23 protein-coding genes are annotated in these 23,062 nt (G+C 37.9%); 9 read left to right on the forward strand and 14 right to left on the reverse strand.

The window, feature by feature from the left end; all coding sequences use genetic code 11:
* The first annotated feature begins 190 nt into the window (after positions 1-190).
* The 5 genes from ACG9ZL_RS06165 to ACG9ZL_RS06185 all read left to right on the forward strand — a co-directional run bounded on the left by ACG9ZL_RS06165 (position 191) and on the right by ACG9ZL_RS06185 (position 7,498).
* Positions 191-943 carry an electron transfer flavoprotein subunit beta/FixA family protein gene (locus ACG9ZL_RS06165; protein ID WP_004823176.1) on the forward strand — a complete coding sequence of 251 codons (753 nt, stop codon included), beginning with the start codon at positions 191-193 and terminating at the stop codon, positions 941-943.
* A gap of 17 nt (positions 944-960) precedes the next feature.
* Entirely contained in the window at positions 961-1,893 is a 933-nt protein-coding gene (locus ACG9ZL_RS06170) for an FAD-binding protein (RefSeq protein WP_004717227.1), read from the forward strand.
* A 733-nt stretch (positions 1,894-2,626) separates the two neighbouring features.
* Complete coding sequence (locus tag ACG9ZL_RS06175; protein WP_336951770.1) at positions 2,627-3,442, forward strand: zinc ribbon domain-containing protein; 816 nt, start codon at positions 2,627-2,629, stop codon at positions 3,440-3,442.
* Positions 3,443-3,966: 524 nt separating this feature from the next.
* Positions 3,967-6,990, forward strand: a complete 3,024-nt coding sequence (gene gyrA / locus ACG9ZL_RS06180; protein WP_336951769.1) for a DNA gyrase subunit A — start codon at positions 3,967-3,969, stop codon at positions 6,988-6,990.
* Between the two features lie 193 nt (positions 6,991-7,183).
* Positions 7,184-7,498, forward strand: coding sequence for a YqfO family protein (locus ACG9ZL_RS06185; protein ID WP_336951768.1), 315 nt, complete (start codon positions 7,184-7,186; stop codon positions 7,496-7,498).
* Positions 7,499-7,554: 56 nt separating this feature from the next.
* Here ACG9ZL_RS06185 and ACG9ZL_RS06190 read toward each other — a convergent pair whose 3' ends face one another.
* Positions 7,555-8,313: a nitroreductase family protein gene (locus ACG9ZL_RS06190; protein ID WP_004717220.1), complete on the reverse strand. Its 759-nt coding sequence runs from the start codon at positions 8,311-8,313 to the stop codon at positions 7,555-7,557.
* A gap of 98 nt (positions 8,314-8,411) precedes the next feature.
* Positions 8,412-9,212: an enoyl-CoA hydratase gene (locus ACG9ZL_RS06195; RefSeq protein WP_004717217.1), complete on the reverse strand. Its 801-nt coding sequence runs from the start codon at positions 9,210-9,212 to the stop codon at positions 8,412-8,414.
* A 101-nt stretch (positions 9,213-9,313) separates the two neighbouring features.
* Here ACG9ZL_RS06195 and ACG9ZL_RS06200 point away from each other — a divergent pair, with 101 nt between their 5' ends.
* Together ACG9ZL_RS06200 and ACG9ZL_RS06205 are read left to right on the forward strand one after the other, a co-directional pair.
* Positions 9,314-9,880 (forward strand): nicotinate-nicotinamide nucleotide adenylyltransferase, encoded by a 567-nt coding sequence (locus ACG9ZL_RS06200; protein ID WP_336951767.1) that lies wholly within the window; start codon positions 9,314-9,316, stop codon positions 9,878-9,880.
* 62 nt (positions 9,881-9,942) lie between these two features.
* Positions 9,943-10,506, forward strand: coding sequence for a YceI family protein (locus ACG9ZL_RS06205; protein WP_336951766.1), 564 nt, complete (start codon positions 9,943-9,945; stop codon positions 10,504-10,506).
* A 309-nt stretch (positions 10,507-10,815) separates the two neighbouring features.
* Here the strand turns inward: ACG9ZL_RS06205 and ACG9ZL_RS06210 are convergent, their stop codons facing one another.
* Entirely contained in the window at positions 10,816-11,706 is an 891-nt protein-coding gene (locus ACG9ZL_RS06210) for a LysR family transcriptional regulator ArgP (protein WP_419359434.1), read from the reverse strand.
* A gap of 178 nt (positions 11,707-11,884) precedes the next feature.
* Here ACG9ZL_RS06210 and ACG9ZL_RS06215 point away from each other — a divergent pair, with 178 nt between their 5' ends.
* On the forward strand, positions 11,885-12,487 hold the full coding sequence (locus ACG9ZL_RS06215) for a LysE/ArgO family amino acid transporter (protein ID WP_419327162.1): 603 nt from the start codon (positions 11,885-11,887) through the stop codon (positions 12,485-12,487).
* A gap of 156 nt (positions 12,488-12,643) precedes the next feature.
* On the opposite strand, the gene ACG9ZL_RS06220 is transcribed toward ACG9ZL_RS06215, so the two are convergent.
* The 6 genes from ACG9ZL_RS06220 to dapD all read right to left on the reverse strand — a co-directional run bounded on the left by ACG9ZL_RS06220 (position 12,644) and on the right by dapD (position 16,646).
* A complete protein-coding gene (locus tag ACG9ZL_RS06220) occupies positions 12,644-13,105 on the reverse strand; it encodes a peroxiredoxin (protein ID WP_336951763.1) in 462 nt (153 codons plus the stop codon).
* Positions 13,106-13,114: 9 nt separating this feature from the next.
* On the reverse strand, positions 13,115-13,807 hold the full coding sequence (locus tag ACG9ZL_RS06225) for a Dph6-related ATP pyrophosphatase (RefSeq protein ID WP_336951761.1): 693 nt from the start codon (positions 13,805-13,807) through the stop codon (positions 13,115-13,117).
* Between the two features lie 65 nt (positions 13,808-13,872).
* On the reverse strand, positions 13,873-14,283 hold the full coding sequence (locus ACG9ZL_RS06230) for a hypothetical protein (RefSeq protein WP_419359437.1): 411 nt from the start codon (positions 14,281-14,283) through the stop codon (positions 13,873-13,875).
* A 13-nt stretch (positions 14,284-14,296) separates the two neighbouring features.
* Positions 14,297-14,968, reverse strand: coding sequence for a 7-cyano-7-deazaguanine synthase QueC (gene queC, locus ACG9ZL_RS06235; RefSeq protein WP_419359439.1), 672 nt, complete (start codon positions 14,966-14,968; stop codon positions 14,297-14,299).
* 36 nt (positions 14,969-15,004) lie between these two features.
* The gene (gene queE, locus ACG9ZL_RS06240) at positions 15,005-15,715 is read right to left on the reverse strand and encodes a 7-carboxy-7-deazaguanine synthase QueE (RefSeq protein ID WP_336951760.1); all 711 of its coding nucleotides are present in this window, start codon (positions 15,713-15,715) and stop codon (positions 15,005-15,007) included.
* 109 nt (positions 15,716-15,824) lie between these two features.
* On the reverse strand, positions 15,825-16,646 hold the full coding sequence (gene dapD, locus ACG9ZL_RS06245; protein WP_419359440.1) for a 2,3,4,5-tetrahydropyridine-2,6-dicarboxylate N-succinyltransferase: 822 nt from the start codon (positions 16,644-16,646) through the stop codon (positions 15,825-15,827).
* Positions 16,647-16,950: 304 nt separating this feature from the next.
* On the opposite strand from dapD, the gene carO reads away from it, so the two are divergent.
* Positions 16,951-17,697 carry an ornithine uptake porin CarO gene (carO, locus tag ACG9ZL_RS06250; RefSeq protein WP_336951758.1) on the forward strand — a complete coding sequence of 249 codons (747 nt, stop codon included), beginning with the start codon at positions 16,951-16,953 and terminating at the stop codon, positions 17,695-17,697.
* Positions 17,698-17,786: 89 nt separating this feature from the next.
* Here the strand turns inward: carO and ACG9ZL_RS06255 are convergent, their stop codons facing one another.
* The 5 genes from ACG9ZL_RS06255 to cysT all read right to left on the reverse strand — a co-directional run bounded on the left by ACG9ZL_RS06255 (position 17,787) and on the right by cysT (position 23,006).
* A complete protein-coding gene (locus tag ACG9ZL_RS06255) occupies positions 17,787-19,004 on the reverse strand; it encodes an OmpP1/FadL family transporter (RefSeq protein WP_336951757.1) in 1,218 nt (405 codons plus the stop codon).
* Positions 19,005-19,222: 218 nt separating this feature from the next.
* Positions 19,223-20,152: a CysB family HTH-type transcriptional regulator gene (locus ACG9ZL_RS06260; protein ID WP_004717184.1), complete on the reverse strand. Its 930-nt coding sequence runs from the start codon at positions 20,150-20,152 to the stop codon at positions 19,223-19,225.
* A gap of 55 nt (positions 20,153-20,207) precedes the next feature.
* Positions 20,208-21,269 (reverse strand): sulfate/molybdate ABC transporter ATP-binding protein, encoded by a 1,062-nt coding sequence (locus ACG9ZL_RS06265; RefSeq protein ID WP_336951756.1) that lies wholly within the window; start codon positions 21,267-21,269, stop codon positions 20,208-20,210.
* A gap of 10 nt (positions 21,270-21,279) precedes the next feature.
* Positions 21,280-22,176, reverse strand: a complete 897-nt coding sequence (gene cysW, locus ACG9ZL_RS06270) for a sulfate ABC transporter permease subunit CysW (protein ID WP_419359441.1) — start codon at positions 22,174-22,176, stop codon at positions 21,280-21,282.
* Entirely contained in the window at positions 22,173-23,006 is an 834-nt protein-coding gene (gene cysT, locus ACG9ZL_RS06275) for a sulfate ABC transporter permease subunit CysT (RefSeq protein ID WP_336951754.1), read from the reverse strand. Before cysT ends, cysW begins: the two co-directional genes overlap by 4 nt.
* Positions 23,007-23,062 lie beyond the last annotated feature (56 nt).

Below are 23,062 nucleotides of genomic sequence, written 5' to 3' on the forward strand. Positions count from 1 at the left end.
AGTTAAAATATTTAGAAAAAATGTGAACTGTACGTTCAAGCTTTTTTATGACTTTTTACAGCAGTTTTGCGAATTGTGACTTGACCGAAATGCCAATCACATTGCAAGATAGGACACCTAAATAATTTTAAATGAAGCGTTATTATAACTCTTCTTAACATTTACTTTTGCTAAAACAGCCGAGGATTACATGAAGGCTCTTGTTGCTGTAAAACGTGTGGTTGATGCCAACGTTAAAGTTCGCGTTAAACCGGACAATAGTGGGGTAGACCTTACTAACGTTAAAATGTCAATTAACCCATTCGATGAAATCGCAGTTGAAGAAGCGGTTCGCTTAAAAGAAAAAGGAACAGTTTCAGAAATCGTTGTTGTTTCTATTGGACCAAAAGAAGCGCAAGAACAAATTCGTTCTGCTATGGCGCTTGGTGCAGATCGCGGTATTTTAGTTGAGGCTGATGACAGTCAACTTGGCGCTTTAGAAGTTGCTAAAATCCTAAAAGCTGTTGTTGAACAAGAACAACCACAACTTGTGCTTTTAGGTAAGCAAGCAATTGATGACGACTCTAACCAAGTTGGTCAAATGTTGGGGGCTTTACTTGGCGCTGGTCAAGGTACATTTGCTTCTGTAGTAACTGTAAATGGCGATAAAGTTCAAGTAACTCGTGAAGTTGACGGCGGTTTACAAACTGTTGAGTTAAATACTCCAGCGATCATTACCACTGACTTACGTTTGAATGAGCCACGTTATGCTGCGCTTCCAAACATTATGAAAGCACGTAAAAAGCCACTTGATACGAAAACTCCTGCAGATTTCGGTGTTACAGCAACTTCTAAACTTAAAACAGTTAAAGTTGAACCACCTGCAGAGCGTAAAGCTGGTGTACAAGTGAAGTCTGTAGACGAGCTTGTTGAAAAACTTAAAAATGAAGCGAAAGTGATCTAATACAGAAGGATAAAATCATGAGTATTTTAGTTATCGCTGAGCACGACAATAAGACACTTAACGGTGCAACTTTAAACGTTGTTGCTGCGGCTCAAAAAATCGGTGGTGATATCACTGTATTGGTTGCAGGTTCTGGTGCTCAAGCAGTTGCAGATGCTGCTGCGAAAGTTGCTGGTGTAAGCAAAGTTTTGCTTGCTGACGATGCAGCTTATGCAAACCAATTGGCTGAAAACGTAGCGAAACTTGTTGCTGAATTAGGTAAAGGTTATTCACATATCCTTGCTGCTTCAACAACAACAGGTAAGAATATCTTGCCACGCGCTGCTGCACTTTTAGACTCAAGCATGATCACTGACATCATTGCTGTTGAAGGTCCTAAAACTTTCAAACGTCCAATTTATGCAGGTAATGCAATTGCTACAGTTCAATCTGACGAAGCAATTGTTCTTGCAACTGTACGTGGTACAGCTTTTGATCCTGTTGCTGCTGAAGGCGGTTCAGCTGCAGTTGAATCAGCGGCTTCTACAGGTGATGCAGGTATTTCTAAGTTCATTTCTGAAGAAATTGTGAAATCAGAACGTCCTGAATTAACTGCTGCGCGTATCGTTGTATCGGGTGGTCGTGGTGTTGGTTCTGGTGAGAACTATCATAAAGTACTTGACCCACTTGCTGACAAGCTGAGTGCAGCTCAAGGTGCTTCACGTGCTGCGGTTGATGCTGGCTTCGTTCCTAACGATATGCAAGTTGGTCAAACTGGTAAAATCGTTGCGCCTGATCTCTACATCGCTGTAGGTATTTCTGGTGCGATCCAGCATTTGGCAGGTATGAAAGATTCTAAAGTGATTGTTGCAATCAACAAAGATGAAGAAGCACCAATCAATGCTGTAGCTGACTACTGGTTAGTTGGTGATTTGAATACTGTTGTTCCTGAATTAGTTTCTAAGCTTTAATTCTCGAATTAAGTTTCAAAAAACGCGCTTAGGATTTCCTAAGTGCGTTTTTTTTTCAAATTTATTGATTAAATAGATGGATTGTATGTGCGGATAAATAAAGTCGTGGTGGTGGGTTATTCTCTATGCTAATAAAGAAACTCTGAGTAGCTTCTCTCATAAGACCTTTTTTTATAGTGTAAATCAATTTAAAAGCTCCTTTATGGTCATTTTTCCCATAGGTATAAGGAACCTTGCAAAACTAATACGATTCAAGCTACATGATCTTTTCTTGATTTATAAAAGGGATTTTTAAACATAAGGTATCATAAAATAAAAACAGTGATCAAAAATGCTATTTTCATTTTTTCTGATATTAATTCTTACGTCTAAAGTACTGTAATTTGAGTGGTTATTTTATCTATAATTAATTGATATAAATAGATAAGTTTTTTAAGGAATATTGCGAGAGAGAATGAGTAGATAAATGCCTTGAAGTCTAATTTTAAACCCTATAAGATCAAATGATAAACATAATTAAATTTTCAATCGTATACTGACAACATGCAGAAAATTCCAGTTTAAATCAGTTGTTACAGACACAAACATATCCTTTAACTCTGTAGCTGTTTTTCACCATTTTTTTAATTCTATATTTGTTGGCGCATTAGACTGGCTGATTCTGTCATTTTAGACGCTGTGTTTTTCCATTACTGCTCAATTCCATATCATCTCACCTAGAATAGCTATAAATATGAAGTGTCCCAAATGTTACGCTGAGAATATCAATGAAGCCATGAAATGTGGTATTTGTGGTACTCGTTTAAAACATGTTAAACAGACTAACGATTTAACAGGCAATAGTAATGTTGAATTTTCTGTACGCCGTGAAAATAAGCAGGGACAGTCAAATCCCACGCATAATATAAAACCTCGACAGACTCCGCCGAACAATGAAACAGAAAGCAATCAGCATGCTTCTGTAGGAGATAAGGCGAGTGCATTACTTGAATCATGGCAGCAGAAAGTTGCACATACTCAAAGAGAGTCTCAGAATCAGCCTAAAAAGAAAAATTTTAAAATTGTCTGGATACTTTTAGCTGTATTTTTGTTTGGTCCGGCAGTGCTTGGGGTTATTTCAAGTGTCGTTATTCCTATCGTGATGTCTGTAATTGGGGCATCCAATCAAGATGAGGCTGCGATCACAGATGAAGCACTTCCTGCAAGCGAAGAGGTGGTGTCTAATGAATATCAAGCGCGTTATTTTGATATGCAAGCTTATCAAGCGCGCTTAACAGAGTATTATGATGTCAAGCATCGTTTTGCAACGAGCCTAAAAGATATTGAAAAGTTTGAACAGACTCAGTTTAGTGATTTTATTTTTGATCAAATTGAAATTACACAGCAAGGAGTTCTAGTGGGTAAATTCACTGATACTCCTGCAAGTCGAATATATATGGTTCCACAGCTTGAAAATAATAAAATTCATGATTGGCAATGTTATCGTGTAGCAATCAGTGATGATTTGCTGCAACACTGTGAATTGATTCAGGCAGATCCATATAAATGATAGAAATTCACAAAACTCTATATTTGGAAGTGTTTAGATTTTTCTGATCAGTGGAGTTAGACTCCGTATTGCTTTGCTCATATTTTTTGCCATATTGGATTTTATAGGGCAATTTTCAAGTTTGAGTTTTTTAATCGATCCGAAGCAAAACTGTTTGATGTGATTTATTTTTTACTAATAAACATAACAAAAATAGTCAATGAAGCACATCATTGGGTATGATTGGATAGAAAAAATCTAGGTTTCGAGATAAAAATACCCATTCATTTATAAATTTAACGATGCTTAATTGAGTGGACAATCAGGCGTTTTTTTATTGTCAATAAATCGTTAAAATTGTTTAAAAATACTACAAAAAATCATGATTATAGTGTGGTTGGATAGGCACAAAATCGCTTGGTTTTATGCTATACTGTGCGACTGAATTTTAGATTTTGGCTCAACGCTTTTTGAGCTAAATTTTGACTAGCTAGATTATATAAATGAGCAGTAGCAGTTTGCACTGTTTGTAATAAGGAGTATGCATGAGCGTATCGGAAATTAGACCGATTGCCATTGAGGATGAACTAAAAAGCTCATATCTCGATTATGCCATGAGTGTTATTGTATCTCGTGCATTACCAGACGTGAGAGATGGTTTAAAACCTGTTCATCGTCGTGTGCTGTTCGCTATGCACGAGTTAGGCAACGACTATAACAAAGCCTATAAAAAATCTGCACGTGTTGTTGGTGACGTAATCGGTAAATATCACCCACATGGTGATTCAGCTGTTTATGAAACAATTGTTCGTATGGCTCAAGATTTTAGTCTACGTTATCAATTGGTTGATGGTCAGGGTAACTTTGGTTCTGTCGATGGTGACAGCGCAGCAGCAATGCGTTATACCGAAGTGCGTATGCGTAAGCTCACCCATGAAATGTTAGCTGACTTGGAAAAAGATACAGTCGAGTGGGAAGATAACTACGATGGCTCTGAGCGTATTCCTCAGGTTATGCCAACACGTATTCCTAACTTACTGATCAATGGTGTGACAGGTATTGCTGTCGGTATGGCGACCAACATGGCGCCACACAACATGACAGAAGTAGTTAATGCATGTTTGGCTTATGCAAATAATCCAAACATCTCAATTGAAGGGTTGATGGAATATATTTCTGGTCCAGATTTCCCTACAGGCGGCATTATCTATGGTAAATCAGGAATTGTAGATGCTTACCGTACGGGTAAAGGTCGTTTGCATATTCGTGGTAAATACCATTTTGAAGAAGATCAAAAAACTGGTCGTACGACGATTGTTTTCACTGAAATTCCTTATCAGGTCAATAAAGCAAGAACCATTGAACGTATTGCTGAATTGGTCAAAGAGAAAAAACTTGAAGGTATTTCAGAACTTCGAGACGAATCTGATAAAGACGGGATGCGTATTGCAATTGACTTAAAGCGTGGCGAAAACGCTGAAGTTATTGTTAATAACTTATTTTTAAATACTCAACTTGAAAATTCATTCAGTATCAACATGGTTTGCTTGGATAATGGCCAACCTAAACTGATGAATTTAAAAGACATCATTGCGGCATTTATTCGTCACCGTCAAGAAGTGGTGACGCGCCGTACCATGTTTGAATTACGTAAAGCGCGTGAACGTGGTCATATCTTAGAAGGTTTGACTGTTGCTTTAGCCAATATTGATGAAATCATCGAAACCATTAAGACTTCTGCGAATCCAGCTGAAGCACGTGAGCGTTTACTTGCTGGCGAATGGGCGGGTGGAAATGTTGTTGCATTGCTAGAAAAAGCGGGTGCAATTTCAGTTCGCCCAGATGAGATTGAAGGTGAAGATCCAAGTCGTCCATTTGGTTTAGACGGTCAGCTTTATCGTTTATCTCCAGCTCAAGTTGGTGCAATTTTAGAATTACGTTTACATCGTTTAACAGGGCTTGAACAAGATAAATTACAAGCTGAATATTCTGAAATTTTAGCTCAAATTGCTGAACTTACCGCAATTTTAAATGACTTCAATCTTTTGATGAATGTGATTCGTGAAGAACTTGCATTGGTTCTTCAACAATATGGCGATGCACGTAAAACGGATATTGTTGAATCACGTATTGATTTCTCTCGTGAAGATTTGATTCCAGAAGAGCAAGTTGTTTTAACTGTTTCAAAAACAGGGTATGCAAAAACGCAACCATTGTCTGATTATGCTGCACAGCGCCGTGGTGGACGTGGTAAATCTGCAACTTCGATGAAAGAAGACGATTATATTCAACATTTAATTGTGACATCGAACCATGCAACTGTATTGTGCTTTACCAATGTAGGTAAAGTTTATCGCTTAAGAGTATTTGAAGTACCTCAAGCGTCACGTGGTGCAAAAGGTCGCCCAATGGTGAACTTATTACCACTGGATGCAGAAGAGACCATTACAGCGATTCTTCCTGTTATCGATGCACCGAAGAAATTTACAGAGCGTTTAACAGAGTTTAGAACTTTTGTCCGTGCCAACGTTGCTCAACTGCGTCAAAATACAATTATCGACTCACATTATGAAGCACTAAAAGCTGCGTTTGCAGATCTTGGTGAAAATCCAGATGACTTATCAGATGCTTTACGTAAGCAACTCAAAGAAATTGGTATTGAACTTTCTGCTTCTGATCTTGATGATGAATTAATCGCTGAATTTGCTGAACGTGTAGAAAGTGTTCGTAAAAACTTCTATGTATTTATGGCAACAGCATCAGGTACAGTAAAACGTGTTGAATTAGAGCAGTTTGGTAATGTTCGTTCAAATGGTTTACGTGCGATTGAGTTGAAAGAAGAAGATACTTTAATTGGTGTTGCAATTACTGATGGCGAACAGCAAATCATGTTGTTCTCGAATGAAGGTAAAGCAATCCGTTTCTCTGAAACTGATGCTCGTGTGATGGGTCGTACTGCGAAAGGTGTTCGTGGTATGCGTGTGGCATTGGCTGCGGCACAAACAGAAGAAGATGTTGAAGTTGATGTAGATTCAGATGATGAAGATACTATAGATTCGAATACCAATGTGGTTAGCCGAATCGTTTCGTTAGTTGTTGTACCAGAAACTGGCGAAGTATTATGTGCTTCTGCAAATGGTTATGGTAAACGTACACCAGTAGATGACTTCCCAACTAAAAAACGTGGTGGTAAAGGTGTTATTGCAATTAAAACATCTGAACGTAATGGTGAGTTAGTGGGTGCTGTTGCCATCGATGAATCTAAAGAATTAATGTTGATTTCTGATGGTGGAACACTGGTTCGTACCCGTGCTTCTGAAGTAGCGAGAACAGGTCGTAATGCCCAAGGTGTTCGTTTGATCCGCTTAGGTAATGAAGAAGTCTTGGTCGGTGTGGTTGCGGTTGAAGCTGTCGAAGCTGATGATGAGATTATCGATCAGTTAGATGTAATTGAAGGCGAGACTACTTTAGAGTCAGAGAGTTTAATTGATTCAGAAAAATTAGTTGATGATGAAACCGTTATGGATCAAGTTGAGACTGAGTCTAATAATACTGAATCTGACGAGTAATTTTTAGAGAAATAAAAAGAGCGCTTAGGCGCTCTTTTTTTGTATTCTGATCAAGCTTATAAAATCTACAGTTCTGTTTAAATCTTATGAATTGAGCTAACAATACATAGCTTTTTTCTAACGAAAACCAAATAAAAATAAGTAAAAGTAAATACGAACAAAGCTATAATCAAGTTTTTGATTATAAAATAATATGCTTAAACTGATCTACTATGTTCCAGAATCACACCTTGAAGCAACCAAACTTGCAATTTTTCAAGCAGGAGCGGGTGGTATTGGTGATTATGAACATTGCGCTTGGCAAGTGTTAGGAACAGGGCAATTTAAACCGTTAAGCGGTGCACAGCCTTTTATAGGCGAGTTAGATCATTTAGAGCAATTGCCTGAATGGCGAGTGGAAACTATCGTTCCTGAACACAAGGCCAAACAAGTGGCAATCGCTTTAAAAGCAAGTCATCCTTATGAAGAACCTGCTTTTGAGTTTATTCAAATCATTGATATTGAATAATAGTTTAAAAATCTCAACCCGCTTCTGAACAAAGAGGAGGAATTTATAAGCTAAAATTAAACTTTTTGAATAAACAAATCACGATCAAAACGGTATTGTGGGAAGAATACGCCATCTTCAGCACGTTCACCGGCACTAATCACCATGACTGGAAATTCTTTATCACCTAGATTGAGGATCTTGCGAACTAAGGGTTCATCAAAACCTTCCATCATGCAACTGTCAAAACCATAAGCACGTAAAGCAAGTACCAAGTTTTCACAAGCCAAGGCTGTTGTTTTACTGGCCCAAAGCTTTGCATCAGCTGGGTTGAATGCAGTGACAGGAAGTTGTTTATCTAAAGTGCGTGCTACTTTAAAAGCCACCTTTTTAAAGTTACCTAAAGCATTCAGATAACCTGTTTTATAGTTATATGCAATAAATTTATAATATTGTTTTACAGCCCTTGGCGCTTCTGGCATTGGGAAATGGGTTAAATTGTTTTTTGCCATTTCATCAATACGGTCAATACGTGCCACACATACAATCAGTTCTGCGGCTGTTTTTGCTGATAATTGGCTTAAACAAGCTTTGACTAATTGTTTCTTTTTCGCTTGAGACTGAACCACATAGAACGTCCAAGGCTGAAGATTTGATGAGTTTGGTGCCAATAAAGCCAAATCTAAACAAGCATCTAAAACATCGGCAGGAATTTGCTTTTCAGTGTATTTACGTACTGAGCGACGACTTTCTATGACTTTACGGAAATTTTCAATATCGATATCTTGTGGAGCGGGTTCGTAATAGCGCTTCTTGGTCGTTGTATCTTGTGACATGATCTTTACCCATAATTAAATGATATGTTTTATTGGATTCAAAATGACAAAAGCCACTGAATATTAGTCATGCAGTGGCTTTTGACAGATTCTCTCAATTAATTAAATTGAGAGAAGTTTGGCTTACGCTTTTGCATAAATGCGGCAACGGCTTCAGCCATTTCAGGTGATTTAACGCGTTGCATAAAGATCACCGCTTCATCATCCACGCATTGAATAATCTCTTCAAGATTATGCTTCATTAATGCTTTGGTTTGTTTGATTGAAGCCAACGGAAGTGCTGCTAGGGTCTGTGCTTGGTGTAAAGCGTGACCATATACATCGTCTTCAATACTATTGATTAAGCCAGCATTGAGCGCTTTTTCACTGTTAAATTTTTGTGCAGTTAACAGTAATTCAGCCGCTTTATGATATCCCGCTTGTTGAATTAAGAGTTTACTGGAAGCACCCTCAGGAGAAAGTCCCAGACTGACAAATGGGATTTGGAATAGGGCAGTATTGTCTGCATAAACGAGGTCAGCATGTAAAAGTACTGTTACTCCGATCCCGATCGCCACACCACGTACTGCGCAGATCAATGGTTTAGATAAACGTGCAGCAGATTTTAATAATACAAATGGAGGGCCGTCACCTTCTTTACCTTCAAGTGGTTGTTGAATGAAAGCCATAAAATCTTTCATATCATTACCTGCACTAAAGTCAGCATCTGCGCCACGTAAGATTACCACACGAACATCACGATCTTGATCAGCTTCATCTAGGGCTTTTGCAATCCATAGATATAATTCACCATACAGTGCATTTTTTGCTTCTGGTCGATTAATTGCTAAAGTCAGTACACCATTCTCTAAATTTGCGTTTAAATGTTGATGTGGCTGTTGAATACAACTAAGTGTCATCGTACTATCCTTGCTTTAAAATTTAATTGGATTTTATGCCCTCATTATGTCGCATATTTGAAATTCTGTTGCAACTGATGAGTTCATAAAAAATTACTTTTATGACTTATAAATTTGATTATCTTGTTTATATTGGACGTTTTCAGCCCTTTCATCTCGCGCATATGCAAACTATTAAAATTGCATTACAACAAAGCCAATATGTAATTTTGGCCTTGGGTTCTGCGCAAAATGAACGGAATACTAAAAATCCTTTTCTGGCATCAGAACGGGAACAAATGATTTTATCTAATTTTTCTGAAGCGGATCAAAAACGAATCAAATTTGTACATGTTATTGATGTTTATAATGATACTAAATGGGTAGAGCTGGTTAAGTCCTTGGTGAATGCTACAGTTTTAGAGACTGATAAGATTGGTTTAATTGGTCACTTTAAAGATGATTCATCTTATTACTTAAAACTATTTCCAGAATGGCAAATGGTTGAATTGGATAGTTTAGTTGGCTCTATCTCTGCGACCCCACTACGTGAGGCATATTATCGTGGTGAAGTTTATCAGGTCGAGTTTCCTTTGGGCACAGCTGAGTTTTTAGAGAAATTTCAGAAAACGGAAATTTACCAACAATTAAAGTACAAATACCAAACTCAAGACAAATCAAATCTTTAATGTTTTTTGTGTGTATTGCAATACACTGAATAGAAATATATAGAATATGAATGGAGTATTGCATGCAGTTTAAATCAGTCGCTATAAACGGAGTTTTATTGGGTAGCTTCGTTATTTCGATTTCAAGCTATGCCGCGTCTTGGACATTGACACCCAATAGTGATGTTGGATTTCATATCGACTCATTGGGTATGAACATCGTCAAAGGGCAATTTAAGCGTGTTAATTCTTCCCTTAATTTTGATACGAGCGCTCCGCAAAATGCATCTACTGAATTTGTGATGGATGTAAATAGCCTAAGCATTAATAAATCTTCTTTAAAAAATATGATTATGGGTGAAGATTTATTTTACGCTGCTAAATATCCTTCCGCTTCTTTTAAAAGTATGGCATTTAAACCGCTTGCTAATAATAAATATCTAATTTCAGGTAATTTAACCTTGCGTAATGTGACTAAGCCTGTAACTTTTAATGCGACAATTAAACCCAATCTAAATAATCCAAAATTGCTGGATTTTAGTTCTACTACAGTCATAAAGCGTAGTGATTTCGGAATGAAAAAAGCTGTGGGTGGCGTTGGAGAAAAAGTGAATATCCAAGTGTCTGGGCAGTGGAGGATAAAGTAATAACGTATAGTGCCCAACATAATTAGCATAATATCTATAATGTAGTTTTACATTTTTTATTGTTCAATTATTTATTGTATATCTATCGCATAGCGATACGGATATCATTTTTACGCGGGGACGATTCACTCATTCGACAATTTTTTGGTACTTAGATACTTTAACTCTGAGTACTAGAACAAATTACAATTTTTTGCAACGCAAGCTAAGGGTTTAGCTCGTCCAATGTATGAAATTTCGATCTGGGATATGGTTGGGTTCTTTACATGTGATTTGAATTCGCTTTAATCAAATAGTATTAGCATGTGCTTAGATTAAAATAGACTGAGTATTACTAATTAAATCCAAAGTGAGTTTTTCCAGTTGCTTAGATTGTTGTTTCCAATGATGCCAATATAGATGTAAATCGGTTCTTGCTTTGGGTATGATTTCAAGTAATTGTCCTGTTACTAATTCTTTTTGAATTTGCATTTTAGGTACCATGCCATAGCCCAAATCGAGCAAAATCGCATCTACAAAAGATGTTGCAGAAGGAATAAAGTGGCATGGATAACTGTTTGGCATCAAGCCAAAAACTTGCTGTAAAACTTCGGCATGCACGTGGTCTTTATCATTAAAAATAACAGCAGGGATATGCCGTAATGTTTCACGTTGAATACCATGCTGAAAGTAAGTGTGGATAAAATTCGGTGTAGCAACCATCCTATAACTCATTATACCTAAATGAATCGCCTCACAGCCTTTCATTGGTTTCGATTCGGTTGAAATACAGGCATTGACTAATCCCGCTTCCAGTAAGTGATGGGTTTGAGTTTGATCATCAATTTTTAAGTCTATAGCAATTTTTTCTGTAAGTAAGGTGTGTTGAATTGTGGGTAATAGCCACGTCACCAATGAATCGGCATTGGTGGCTATGTTTAATTTAAAAAATTGTGATTGTGAACTTTGTCCTTGAAGACTCTGAATTAAATTCTGTTCCATCAAGCGATGATGTTGTAGAAAAAGTAACACTTCCTGGCCTGCTTGAGTGACTTTGCATGGTCTTTCTCGAATGATCAGGACTTGTCCAAGTTGTTTTTCCAAAGTTTGCAAACGTAATGTTACCGCTGACGCTGTGATGTTCAAACGAATAGCAGCTTGCTCAAAGCTACCTGTTTCGGCAACCGCTAGAAAAGCTTCACTATGCTTACTTTGTAACATGCGGATCCTCTAAAAAATTGGCGTTTTTATATAAAGAGATGAGTTATTTTAAAATACCCCATTACCAATAACTAAGAAAAACTTAACTTAAATGATATTTACTTAGAAATACTCATTTAAAGGAGTAAATTTGGATAATAGCACAATCCATTCAAAACTTTAAAAGTGTAGTTTTAAAATGTTGCAAAGTTATATGCAGGGGTTAGCTGTTGGGTTTAGCCTGATTATTGCAATTGGCGCTCAAAATGCTTTTGTACTCAAACAAGGTTTAAAGAAGCAACATGTATTTTGGGTTTGCGTGGTCTGTGCCGCATCTGACTCGATTTTAATTTTATTGGGTGTGCTTGGATTTTCAAAAGTTATTCAAACCCATCCAGAGTTTGTCGATTGGGCAAAGTATTTCGGAGCAACGTTTTTATTGGTCTATGGAGCACAACATTTTCTACAAGCTTTCAGAACATCGACAGGTTTAAAACCGAGTGAAAATAATGAATTCAAACTAATGAAAATGCTTCTGATTTGTTTAGCTTTAACTTGGCTTAATCCACATGTTTATTTGGATACTGTGGTTTTAATTGGTTCTATATCGACAAAGTTTGAATCTACCGCCGCGCTGTATTTTGCGATTGGTGCAGTAACGGCATCGTGGTTATTCTTCTTTAGCTTAGGTTTTGGTGCACGCTTTTTACTCCCCGTTTTTCAAAATCAACGCTCATGGCAAATATTAGATTTTATTATTGCATTAGTCATGTGGGGAATTGCAATATCTTTGCTGGTTTAATTGGTATTGTTGGTCAACTCAGCATAATGATCATTTTTAATGAGAAAAGAAGGAATAAGCTATATCAGATTTGAGTATGTTCTCAATAAGAAACTGCTAAAGTCCCTGACACGCTTAAAATCGCGTTAACTTCAAAGCGAGTAGGGACTTTTGCAGTTAAGCTTTTTGTAGTGCTTTTAAGTCTTCTAAAACTTGTTCAGCATGTCCAGCTGCTTTAACTTTACGATATTCTTTAACCAGTTTACCTTGATGATAAATAAATGTTGAGCGTTCAATTCCCATCACTTTTTTACCATACATATTTTTTTCTTTAATCACATCAAAGTGTTTACATAATTCTTCTTCTTTGTCACTGATCAGATTAATGGTCAATGCTTGCTTTTCAGTAAAGTTTTGATGTGCTTTTACAGAGTCACGAGATACACCAATGATAGTGGTATTTAAAGCGTCAAATTGGTCTTTTATACAGGAGAAACCAACCGCTTGAGTGGTACAGCCAGGTGTAGAATCTTTTGGATAAAAATATAAAACTAACCAATCTGTGGAGAGCTCAGTGAGATTGATTTCACCCGTAGTCGTAGGGAATTTTTGATTCGGAAGTAATATTTGCTCAGTCATTGTTTGTCCTTAAATGCTATCTTGTTTAAGTTCAAGTGCTAGAAATGCATAATTTTCATGATACAGAATATCACCTTTATGCAGTAAAAGTGGTTTTTTAAAAATGGGACCATCTATCAATGTGGTATGAAATTCACCAGCTTCACCACATGGATCAATCCCTCGTGTAATTAATTCATTCACAAAATCAGCTGTTAAAATTCTACCTAAATCTTCAACCCGCATACCGAGGTTTAAATTAATCGTCACAATGATGCTGACAAAACCCAGTTGAATCAATTCACTCACAATGTCGAGCCGTGGTTTTTGCCATAATGGCATGCATAACTGTAATTGGCTTTGCTCACAGACAGATTGGTTCCATTGCGCATGTCCAATCAGATCAATATCACCCGTAACAAGGGCTTCTGCACCCAGCTGTTTGGCTTGATTGAGCAGATTTAAAAATTGATGTTCATACTCATTCCACGTGGCTGCTGCTTTAAGAATTGGTAAACCAATCAGCTTAGCTTGAGTATCAATGATATCCAGCGGCATGGCGTGAGAACGAGATCTTTGCCCATGTTCTTCTAACATGACCATTAAAGCCACGGCTTGTCCAGTTTGCAAAGCATGGTATAACGCAAGGCTACTATCTTTACCGCCACTATATGAAGCAACAAACTTTTGTTGCTGTAGAACAGTGTCCCATTGATCTAGCATATCGCTTTGTATCATCCAATTGTAAAAAGAGCCTGCATATGCAGGCTCTTCACAACAAGAAGAAATTATTTCTTCGCTTGTGCAGCTTTCATTACTTCTTCAGTTAAGGTTTTTAATTTACCTGTTAACTGAGGACCAAAACATGTTTGAAGGTCTTGGTTGTTTTTTTGAACGAAAGCCAGTGTCGCTGGGCTTTTCTTTTGGTTAATGGCACTTTGAATTTGCCATTTTTGATCATTGGTTAACTTACCATCAGATTCAACAGCACAGCTACAGTATTTACTTACTTCCGCAGAAGTTAACTTACCACCTTTAGCAGTTTCTGTTTTACACACACCAATAAGCGCAGATTTCACATTTGCGCTTTTATAGGCTTGTTGAACTGCATTTGATTCAGCAGCAAAAGCCGTAGATCCCATTAAAGCCGAGGCTGAAAATAAAGCAGAAAGAATAAGACTTGATTTTAAATTTTTCATAAACAGTACCTTGTTATTGCGGTATATAACGTGTTGGGTCTGCAATACCTGCATCCTTAAAACCTTCTTTACGAAGTCGGCAGCTATCACACTTGCCACAAGCACGTCCTTGGTCATCTGCTTGATAGCATGAAACCGTTTGACTATAGTCTACGCCATGTTCGATACCTAAGCGTATTATATTCGCTTTGGATAAATGTAACAGAGGTGTTTCAAATTTAAGAGGCTTTCCTTCCACACCCACTTTCGTTGCAAGACGAGCCATATTGGCAAAAGCCTCGATAAACTCTGGTCGGCAGTCAGGATATCCTGAATAATCAACAGCATTGATGCCAATTACAATTGCTTGAGCATCAAAAACTTCAGCAGCAGCAAGTGCATAAGACAAGAAAATGGTGTTACGTGCTGGAACATAAGTTACAGGAATACCATCTGTTTCATGATCAGGTACATCAATGTTAAGGTCTGTAAGCGCTGAACCGCCTAAATTACCTAAATCGATATTAATCACACGATGTTCTACACCTACGCGTTGCGTTAAAGCACGGGCTGCATCGAGTTCAGTGGTAGAGCGTTGACCATACATAAAACTTAGGGCGATACAGTCATAGTTTGCTTGAGCCCAAGCCAAACACGTCGTTGAGTCTAAGCCACCAGATAATAAGACTACGGCACGAGGGCGCATATCCAACTCTCCAAATATTAATAATTGACGATAAATTTAACGACCAGTTTCATCGTTCCAAAGCAATTTATGTAATTGCAACTGGAAGCGAACAGGGAGATGGTCTTCTAAAATCCATTGTGCTAAATCACGAGCAAGCTGAGGCAAACGTGCCGCACCTTTTTGCACTGCAAAAGCAGGAGAAAACCAAACTGTACTGACTTTTTGCTCTAAAGCGTATTGTTCAACTTGCTGTTTAGACCATTCATAATCTTCACGATTACAAATCACAAATTTGATTTGATCATGTTGGGTTAAATGATCAAGATTGCTCAGTAAATTTCGTGCAACCTCACCCGAAGTTGGGGTTTTTAAATCTAAAACTTTTGAAACGCGTGAGTCGACTTTAGAGACATCTAAAGCGCCGCTGGTTTCTAAAGAAACTTCACAACCTAAATCTGCCAAACGTTGCATTAGGGGTAAGGCATTGGGTTGAGCGAGGGGTTCGCCACCTGTGACACAGATGTAAGGAGTTTTATAATCTAATGTTGTTTGAATTATTTGGTCAAGCGATTGGCGCTCGCCACCTTCAAAAGAATAGGTGGTATCGCAATAGGTACAGCGTAATGGGCAACCCGTTAAACGAATAAAAACAGTAGGTAAACCCGCAGTGTTGGCTTCACCTTGCAATGAATAAAAAATCTCCGTGATACGTAGCCCCGCAGACGGATCAGAAACAGGAATAGTTGAAGAACGAAGAGAATTCATGAAATTTACCACAGATTACAAAATGAAAAATCTCTACGATCACGATTGACCGTAGAGATGAGAAGCGATTGCCATGCTAGATGACTAAAATTCCACGAGGGGATATAAATTAGTCTTCGCGAAGCAATTCGTTCAGGCTTGTTTTAGCGCGTGTTTTAGCATCAACTTTCTTGACAATAATTGCAGCATATAAGCTATACGTACCACATTTAGATGGTAGGCTGCCTGAAACAACAACTGATCCAGCAGGTACACGACTATAATGGATTTCACCTGTTTCACGGTCAAAAATCTTAGTCGATTGACCAATGAATACGCCCATTGAAATAACTGAGCCTTCTTCAACAATCACACCTTCAACGATTTCAGAACGTGCACCAATAAAGCAGTTATCTTCAATGATTGTTGGGTTTGCTTGAAGTGGTTCAAGAACACCACCAATGCCTACACCACCTGAAAGATGAACATTTTTACCAATTTGGGCACACGAACCTACAGTTGCCCATGTATCGACCATTGTGCCTTCATCTACATAAGCACCAATGTTTACATACGAAGGCATCAATACTACATTTTTCGCTTGGAAAGAACCTTTACGCGCAACAGCAGGCGGTACTACACGTACACCAGCAGCTTTAAATTGTTCTTCAGTCCAACCTGTAAATTTAGTCTCTACTTTGTCATAGAAACGAAGATCACATGATTCGATTGGCTTGTTATCATTTAACTTAAAAGACAATAACACAGCTTTTTTCAACCATTGGTGAACAATCCATTCACCGTCAATTTTTTCAGCTACACGAAGTGTACCGTTATCTAAGCCAGCAATGGCTTCTTCAACAGCTTGACGTACTTCAGCAGGGCAATCTACTGCTGTAAAGTTAGCACGGTTTTCAAACGCTTGTTCGATGATCGTTGAAAGCTGAGACATGATCTTCCTTCCCAAAAAATTTTAAAAGATTCTACACCAAATTGGACTCAGTTTAGATATAAAATCTAGTTTCAATCGAAAAAACTAATCTTATAATTTAAAATAAAATAACCAAAAGAGCGAATTGTTAAGTTTTTATTTAACTTATTCTCTTTAAAAACAACAATTAATATCTATTTGTATCAAAAAATAACAAAAAGCAATCAATTTATCTATTAATTGTGAGCAGAGAATCACATATGATCGTCCTGAGTCCAACACATTAATGATTAAAGAACAAACTCTATTTTTTGAGGAGACATAAATGAAAGTGTTAAAATTATTGGCTGTTACAGCTGCGTTATCTGCTTCTGGTCTAGCAATGGCAGATGGCTCTGTTGTTGACCAAGGTTATGCATTTGAAGCAAACCAATTAATTCCTACAGGTGCTCGTCTTGAAGTCGGTACAACTGGTTACGGTGGTGCTTTACTTTGGACTGCTAACCCTTATGTTGGTTTAGCACTGGGTTATAACGGTGGTGATATTTCTTGGTCTGATGATTTAAAAATCAATGGATCTAAATATGACTTAGACATGGACAACAAATTAGCGTATTTAAACGCTGAGATTCGTCCTTGGGGTGCAAGCCAAAATACTTGGGCACAAGGTCTATATGTCGCTGCTGGTGTAGCTTATATTGACAATGATTATGATGTAAATCGTAATATTGGTCGTAATGCATCATTTAAAGTTGATGGGTCACGCTTTAATGCTGGTTTAAATGATAATGTATCAATTAAAGGTAACCAGAAATACGATAATGATATTGCCCCATATGTAGGCTTCGGTATTGCTCCGAAAATTAATAAGAATTTCGGTGTATTTGGTGAAGTAGGTGCTTACTACACAGGTAATCCAACAGTGGAACTGGTTTCTAGTAACCCAGGATTAATTGGTGATGATGGTCGTACTCTAGGTCAAGCAACTAGAGCAGAAGCGGATAAAATCCGTAATGATGACAAATATAAATGGTTACCAGTTGGTAAAGTGGGCGTAAGCTACCATTGGTAATTGATTGTTGATCATGTAATAAAAAACGAGCTTCGGCTCGTTTTTTTATTTTGAACTGGGTATTTTTTATAACTGGATTTTCAGATGAATCAAAAGCGATAGCCAAGTCGAATTCCATGGGCAAAAGCATCATTATGAGCCACTTCAGATAAAGTTGAGTTTTGAATAATCGAAGTATTGGCATCTAAGTCGCTAACTTTTGCTTTATTGAATTTAAAATATTTAACACCATAAGAAATAAAGCTCTGCGGATTGATGTTATATAAAGCACCCAAACCTAAAGCATAAAAGCCATCAGAAGGATTTAAGGTTCCAGCGGGATTCGCAGTGCCTGAATCCCATGAAATATCCGTAGTGGCAATCCATTGTTGTGAAAATATATGTGCAAGCCCAAGCTTTGCAGACCATTGATTTTTGTTGTAATCAATCAAATTAAAAGGTTTGATTAGCTCGGGATATTGTTCTGCAGCAATATTAACCACTGCACCAAATTGTCTAGGTTGAATTTCAAAATCTTTCCAATTGACCCACCTCAAATTACCATAAAGAATATTCGATGGTGTTAAACCAGTCTGAAGATCCAAATTGATGGATTGAGGTGTGGTGATTTGCGTTTTCGCGAAGGGAAGAATACTTAAAGCTTGCTCTGCAACATCCTCATTGATTGCCGATTGATGATTGATTTTGGAACGATAGGTAATCGCAGTTTTTACTGCATACTCTGGAATTTGGTAGCTTAGACCTGCAAGCCAACCATGACCTGAACTTTGTTTTAGCTCTGCATGATAACCACTCATCGCTGAATAGTTTGCTCCAAAGACTTTGAGTTCACCCTCAAACTGTTGATAAATGCCACCAGTATATATATTCCAATTCGCACTAGGTTGATAACCCAATAACATTGAAAGGTTTTGGCTTTTAAACTTAAATTGACCCGACTCTAAAAGTTGCTTTCCAGCAAAGCTCTGTGGGCGATATTCATAACTGAGATCAACACCATAAGGCTGATCATAAATCAGTCCAAATGAAAGTTGCGAGGCAATTTGTAGTTTTGCGGCAGCTTTGACAAAGTGGTAATTGTTAACAAGGTTGCCTGTTGAAAAATCTTGAATGCCGAGTTGTTTGAATTGCTCATGTTGGGGTAGTTGTCCTGAAACATCTGCATAGAGCTCTGCATAAGACAACTCTACATAATGACGTGGTTCTAAAAAAGCAAGGATAGACTGGTCAGATTTCTCCATACCTGCTGCATGGCTAAAAAGAGGAACAAAACTTCCAAGGGTTAAGCCCCAAGCAATCGAATTCATTCATTCCCCCAAAAATAAATTGATCAGTGATTAAGATAAGACTAAATTTTATACTAAAAAAGCATGCTCATAATAAAATATTAAATAAAATCAAATAGATTAATTATTCTTAAGAGTTTGTGTTTTATTTTTAAATGATAAAAAAGAGAGCCGTAGCTCTCTATCATTAATCATCATGACTCTTTGATGGTTTCTTTCTTGATGATTGATTTCAAAGTTTAATCATCAGGATACGCAATTTTTTTCAATGCTTTGATATCAGCTTCTGGAGAGCAGAGCGAAATAAACTCATAGCCATAGCCACGAAGTAGATGCCCTTTACGAACTGCAATCCATGTCGTATTTAAACCAAAAATATCAGTATCGATTTGTTTTAGACGCTTATCTCGTTCTGTGTCATAAGCGACATCATTGACGATACCGACACCCATTCCCAGTTCAACATAGGTTTTGATCACATCGGCATCCAGTGCTGACATCACAATGTCTACATCTAAATTGGCATCTTCAAAGGCTTTATCAATTTTAGAACGTCCAGTAAAACCCCCGTGATAAGTAATAATTGGAAATTCAGCCAATTTTTCTAAGGTAATCTCTTTGGGATTAAGCTTAGTCAATGGGTGATCTTGTGGCGTAATGATGCTGTGTTTCCAGTTATAGAAAGATACACTGCCCAAATTATCTTCAGTGGTCAGTGATTCAGTTGCAATACCGATATCAGCCAAACCAAGCAATAACATTTCAGATATTTCCACAGGACTGGCTTGTTGCAAAATCAAATGAACTTTTGGAAATGCTTTTTTAAATAAATTCACGATCGGTGGTAACACATAACGTGCTTGTGTATGTGTTGTTGCGATGGTGAGTGTACCTTCATCAACTTTATTAAAATCGTCTGCAAGACGTTTAATATTGTCAGCATCAATGAGCATGCGTTCAACAATACTCAGTAGGGCTTGACCAGGTTCAGTTAAACCTAATAACCGTTTACCTTTACGAACAAAAAGTTGTACACCCAATTCATCTTCTAAATCTTTAATATGCTTACTTACACCTGATTGCGAGGTATAAAGTGCAGCAGATGCTTCAGTTAAATTGTAATTTTGACGAACTGTTTCTCGAATAATTCGTAATTGTTGAAAGTTCATGATGTTCGATACCTCAAATGTGGATGAATAGGAGTAATATTCATCCTGTCGTCGATTATGCGACTTGATTTTCAAATAGGTGAAGTGTAGATGCACTTACCCAAACTGTTTGATTTGGTCGATATTGATGTAATTTTGCTTCATCAGGATTTAAAGCAATTTCAATCAGTTGTCCTTGACGATCTTGTAACTCTGCCATAACTTTACCCGCAATCCACAACTCACGTAAGAAAATTGCTTGAATTGTATTTTCAGTCGGTTGCGTATGAATTTTCAATTCATTTGGTCGGGCAAAGGCAATCACTTTACCATTGGCGGTTTGTGTAGCCGAAGGCAGATGGATGCGATCTTCACCAATTTGAATGATGCCTTGATGGTTTTCACCTTCAAAACGGTTTGCTTGACCTAAAAAGTCAAATACAAAAGGTGTTGCAGGCTTTTCATAAACTTCACGCGGTGAACCAATTTGTTCAATATCACCTTTGTTCATTACCACGATTTGATCAGCAACTTCTAAGGCTTCTTCTTGATCATGGGTAACAAAGATTGAAGTGATATGTAATTCATCATGTAAAGTACGTAACCAACGGCGTAATTCTTTACGTACTTTGGCATCCAGTGCACCAAATGGTTCATCTAAGAGTAATACCCGAGGTTCAACAGCCAATGCGCGTGCCAATGCAATACGTTGACGTTGACCGCCAGACAATTGCGCTGGATAACGATCTGCTAAGAAACCGAGCTGTACCAAATCTAGTAAACGGGTAACGCGCTTTTTTATTTCAGTTTCATTTGGTCGAGTTGCTTTTGGACGAACACGTAAACCAAATGCAACATTGTCATAGACGGTCATATGACGGAACAATGCGTAATGCTGAAAAACAAAACCTACTTGTCGTTCGCGTACGTGAATATTAGTCGCATCTGTACCTTCAAGAATGACTTGCCCTTTATCGGTAGATTCTAAACCAGCAATGATACGCAGTAGTGTCGTTTTACCACAGCCAGAAGGGCCAAGTAGCGCAACCAGCTGACCTTCTGGAAAATCTAAAGAGATGTTTTTAAGTGCATGGAATGCACCGAAGTTTTTTTCAATATTTTTAACTTGAATACTCATGTGCAATTCCTTAAGAAACAGTTGATTCTTTACTTTCTCGATCTTGTTTTTCTTGGCGATATTCAACCCATGTTTTTAAAATCAGGGTAAAAATGGCTAAGAATGCTAACAGTGTTGAGACCGCAAAAGCAGCACTAATCGAATTTGGTTCGTTATATAAAATTTCAATATGCAACGGTAAGGTATTGGTTTCGCCACGAATATGTCCTGAAACCACAGATACTGCACCGAATTCACCCATGGCACGTGCATTACACAAAATCACGCCATAAATAAGGCCCCATTTGATATTTGGAATGGTGATTTTCCAAAAGGTTTGCCAACCAGAAGCTCCGAGTACAATCGCAGCTTCTTCTTCTTCCGTACCTTGTGCTTCCATCAATGGAATCAATTCACGTGCCACAAAAGGAACAGTAATAAATACTGTGGCAAGGATAATGGCCGGTGTTGCATAGAGGATTTTAATATCATTTTCAATTAACCATGATCCAATCCAACCTTGTGAACCAAAGATTAAAACCAACATTAAACCAGCAATGACGGGTGAGACTGAAAAAGGTGTATCAATAATGGTGGTTAAGAATGATTTTCCACGGAAATTAAACTTGGCGACACACCATGCTGCTGTAACGCCAAAAATCACATTCAAAGGTACTGCAATGGCTGCAGTCAATAATGTGAGTTTGACTGCAGACAAGGTATAAGGGTCAACTAGTGAGGCAAAGTAGACTTGAACCCCTTGTTTAAATGCTTCAACAAAAATAAGCACCAACGGTAGAATTAAGCAGCCTAAAAAGAAAATCAGACCAATAATCAGTAAGGTATTACGTACCCATGCCGGTTCACGTGTCGCATCACGAGATTGCAATTTTTCTGCCAAAGCATTGCTATTGGTATTTAAGCTCATCGTGCTGTTCTCCCTGTACGGCGACTAGCCCAAGCCTGTATCAAGTTAATCAGGAACAAGATAAAGAAAGAAATCACCAGCATCACAACTGCAATTGTCGTTGCACCTGCATAATCATATTCTTCAAGGCGCGTAATGATCATTAACGGAGCAATTTCAGTTTCGTAAGGAATATTTCCCGCAATAAAGATTACCGAACCATATTCACCCACACCACGAGCAAATGCCAATGCAAAGCCAGTCAGTAATGCAGGAAACAAAATCGGTAAAATAATTCTTGTTACGATCTGAAAACGGTTTGCACCCAATGCCGAAGCGGCTTCTTCTAGCTCAGTTTCAAGATCACTTAAAACAGGCTGGACTGTACGAACCACAAAAGGAATACCAATAAAAATTAAAGCAAGCGTAATACCCAGTGAGGTATAGGCAATTTTAATCCCTAAAGGCTCAAGCAAATGACCAATCCAACCTGTTGATGCATATAAAGAGGTTAACGCAATACCTGCGACCGCTGTAGGTAATGCAAAGGGTAAGTCCACCAATGCATCGACTATACGTTTACCAGGAAATGAATAACGGACTAAGCACCAAGCCAATAAAAATCCGAAAATGACATTGATTAAGGCTGCAATGAGGGCGGTGGTAAAACTGAGCTGTAATGATTTTAAAATACGTTCAGAGCTCAAGATTTCCCACAAACCATCCCAACCTACGCCTAATGATTTTATGAATACAGCAGACAGTGGTATCAGTACGATTAATGATAGATACGCTAGGGTGAAGCCTAGTGAAAGACCAAAACCTGGCAGCACTCGGGATCGCTGCGACATGATGACTCCTCAAAAGAGAGAAAGCTTATTGAAATCAATAAGCAAATTTAAAACGA

Origin of the sequence: Acinetobacter legionensis, assembly GCF_048551735.1 — a bacterium.
GTDB lineage: Bacteria > Pseudomonadota > Gammaproteobacteria > Pseudomonadales > Moraxellaceae > Acinetobacter.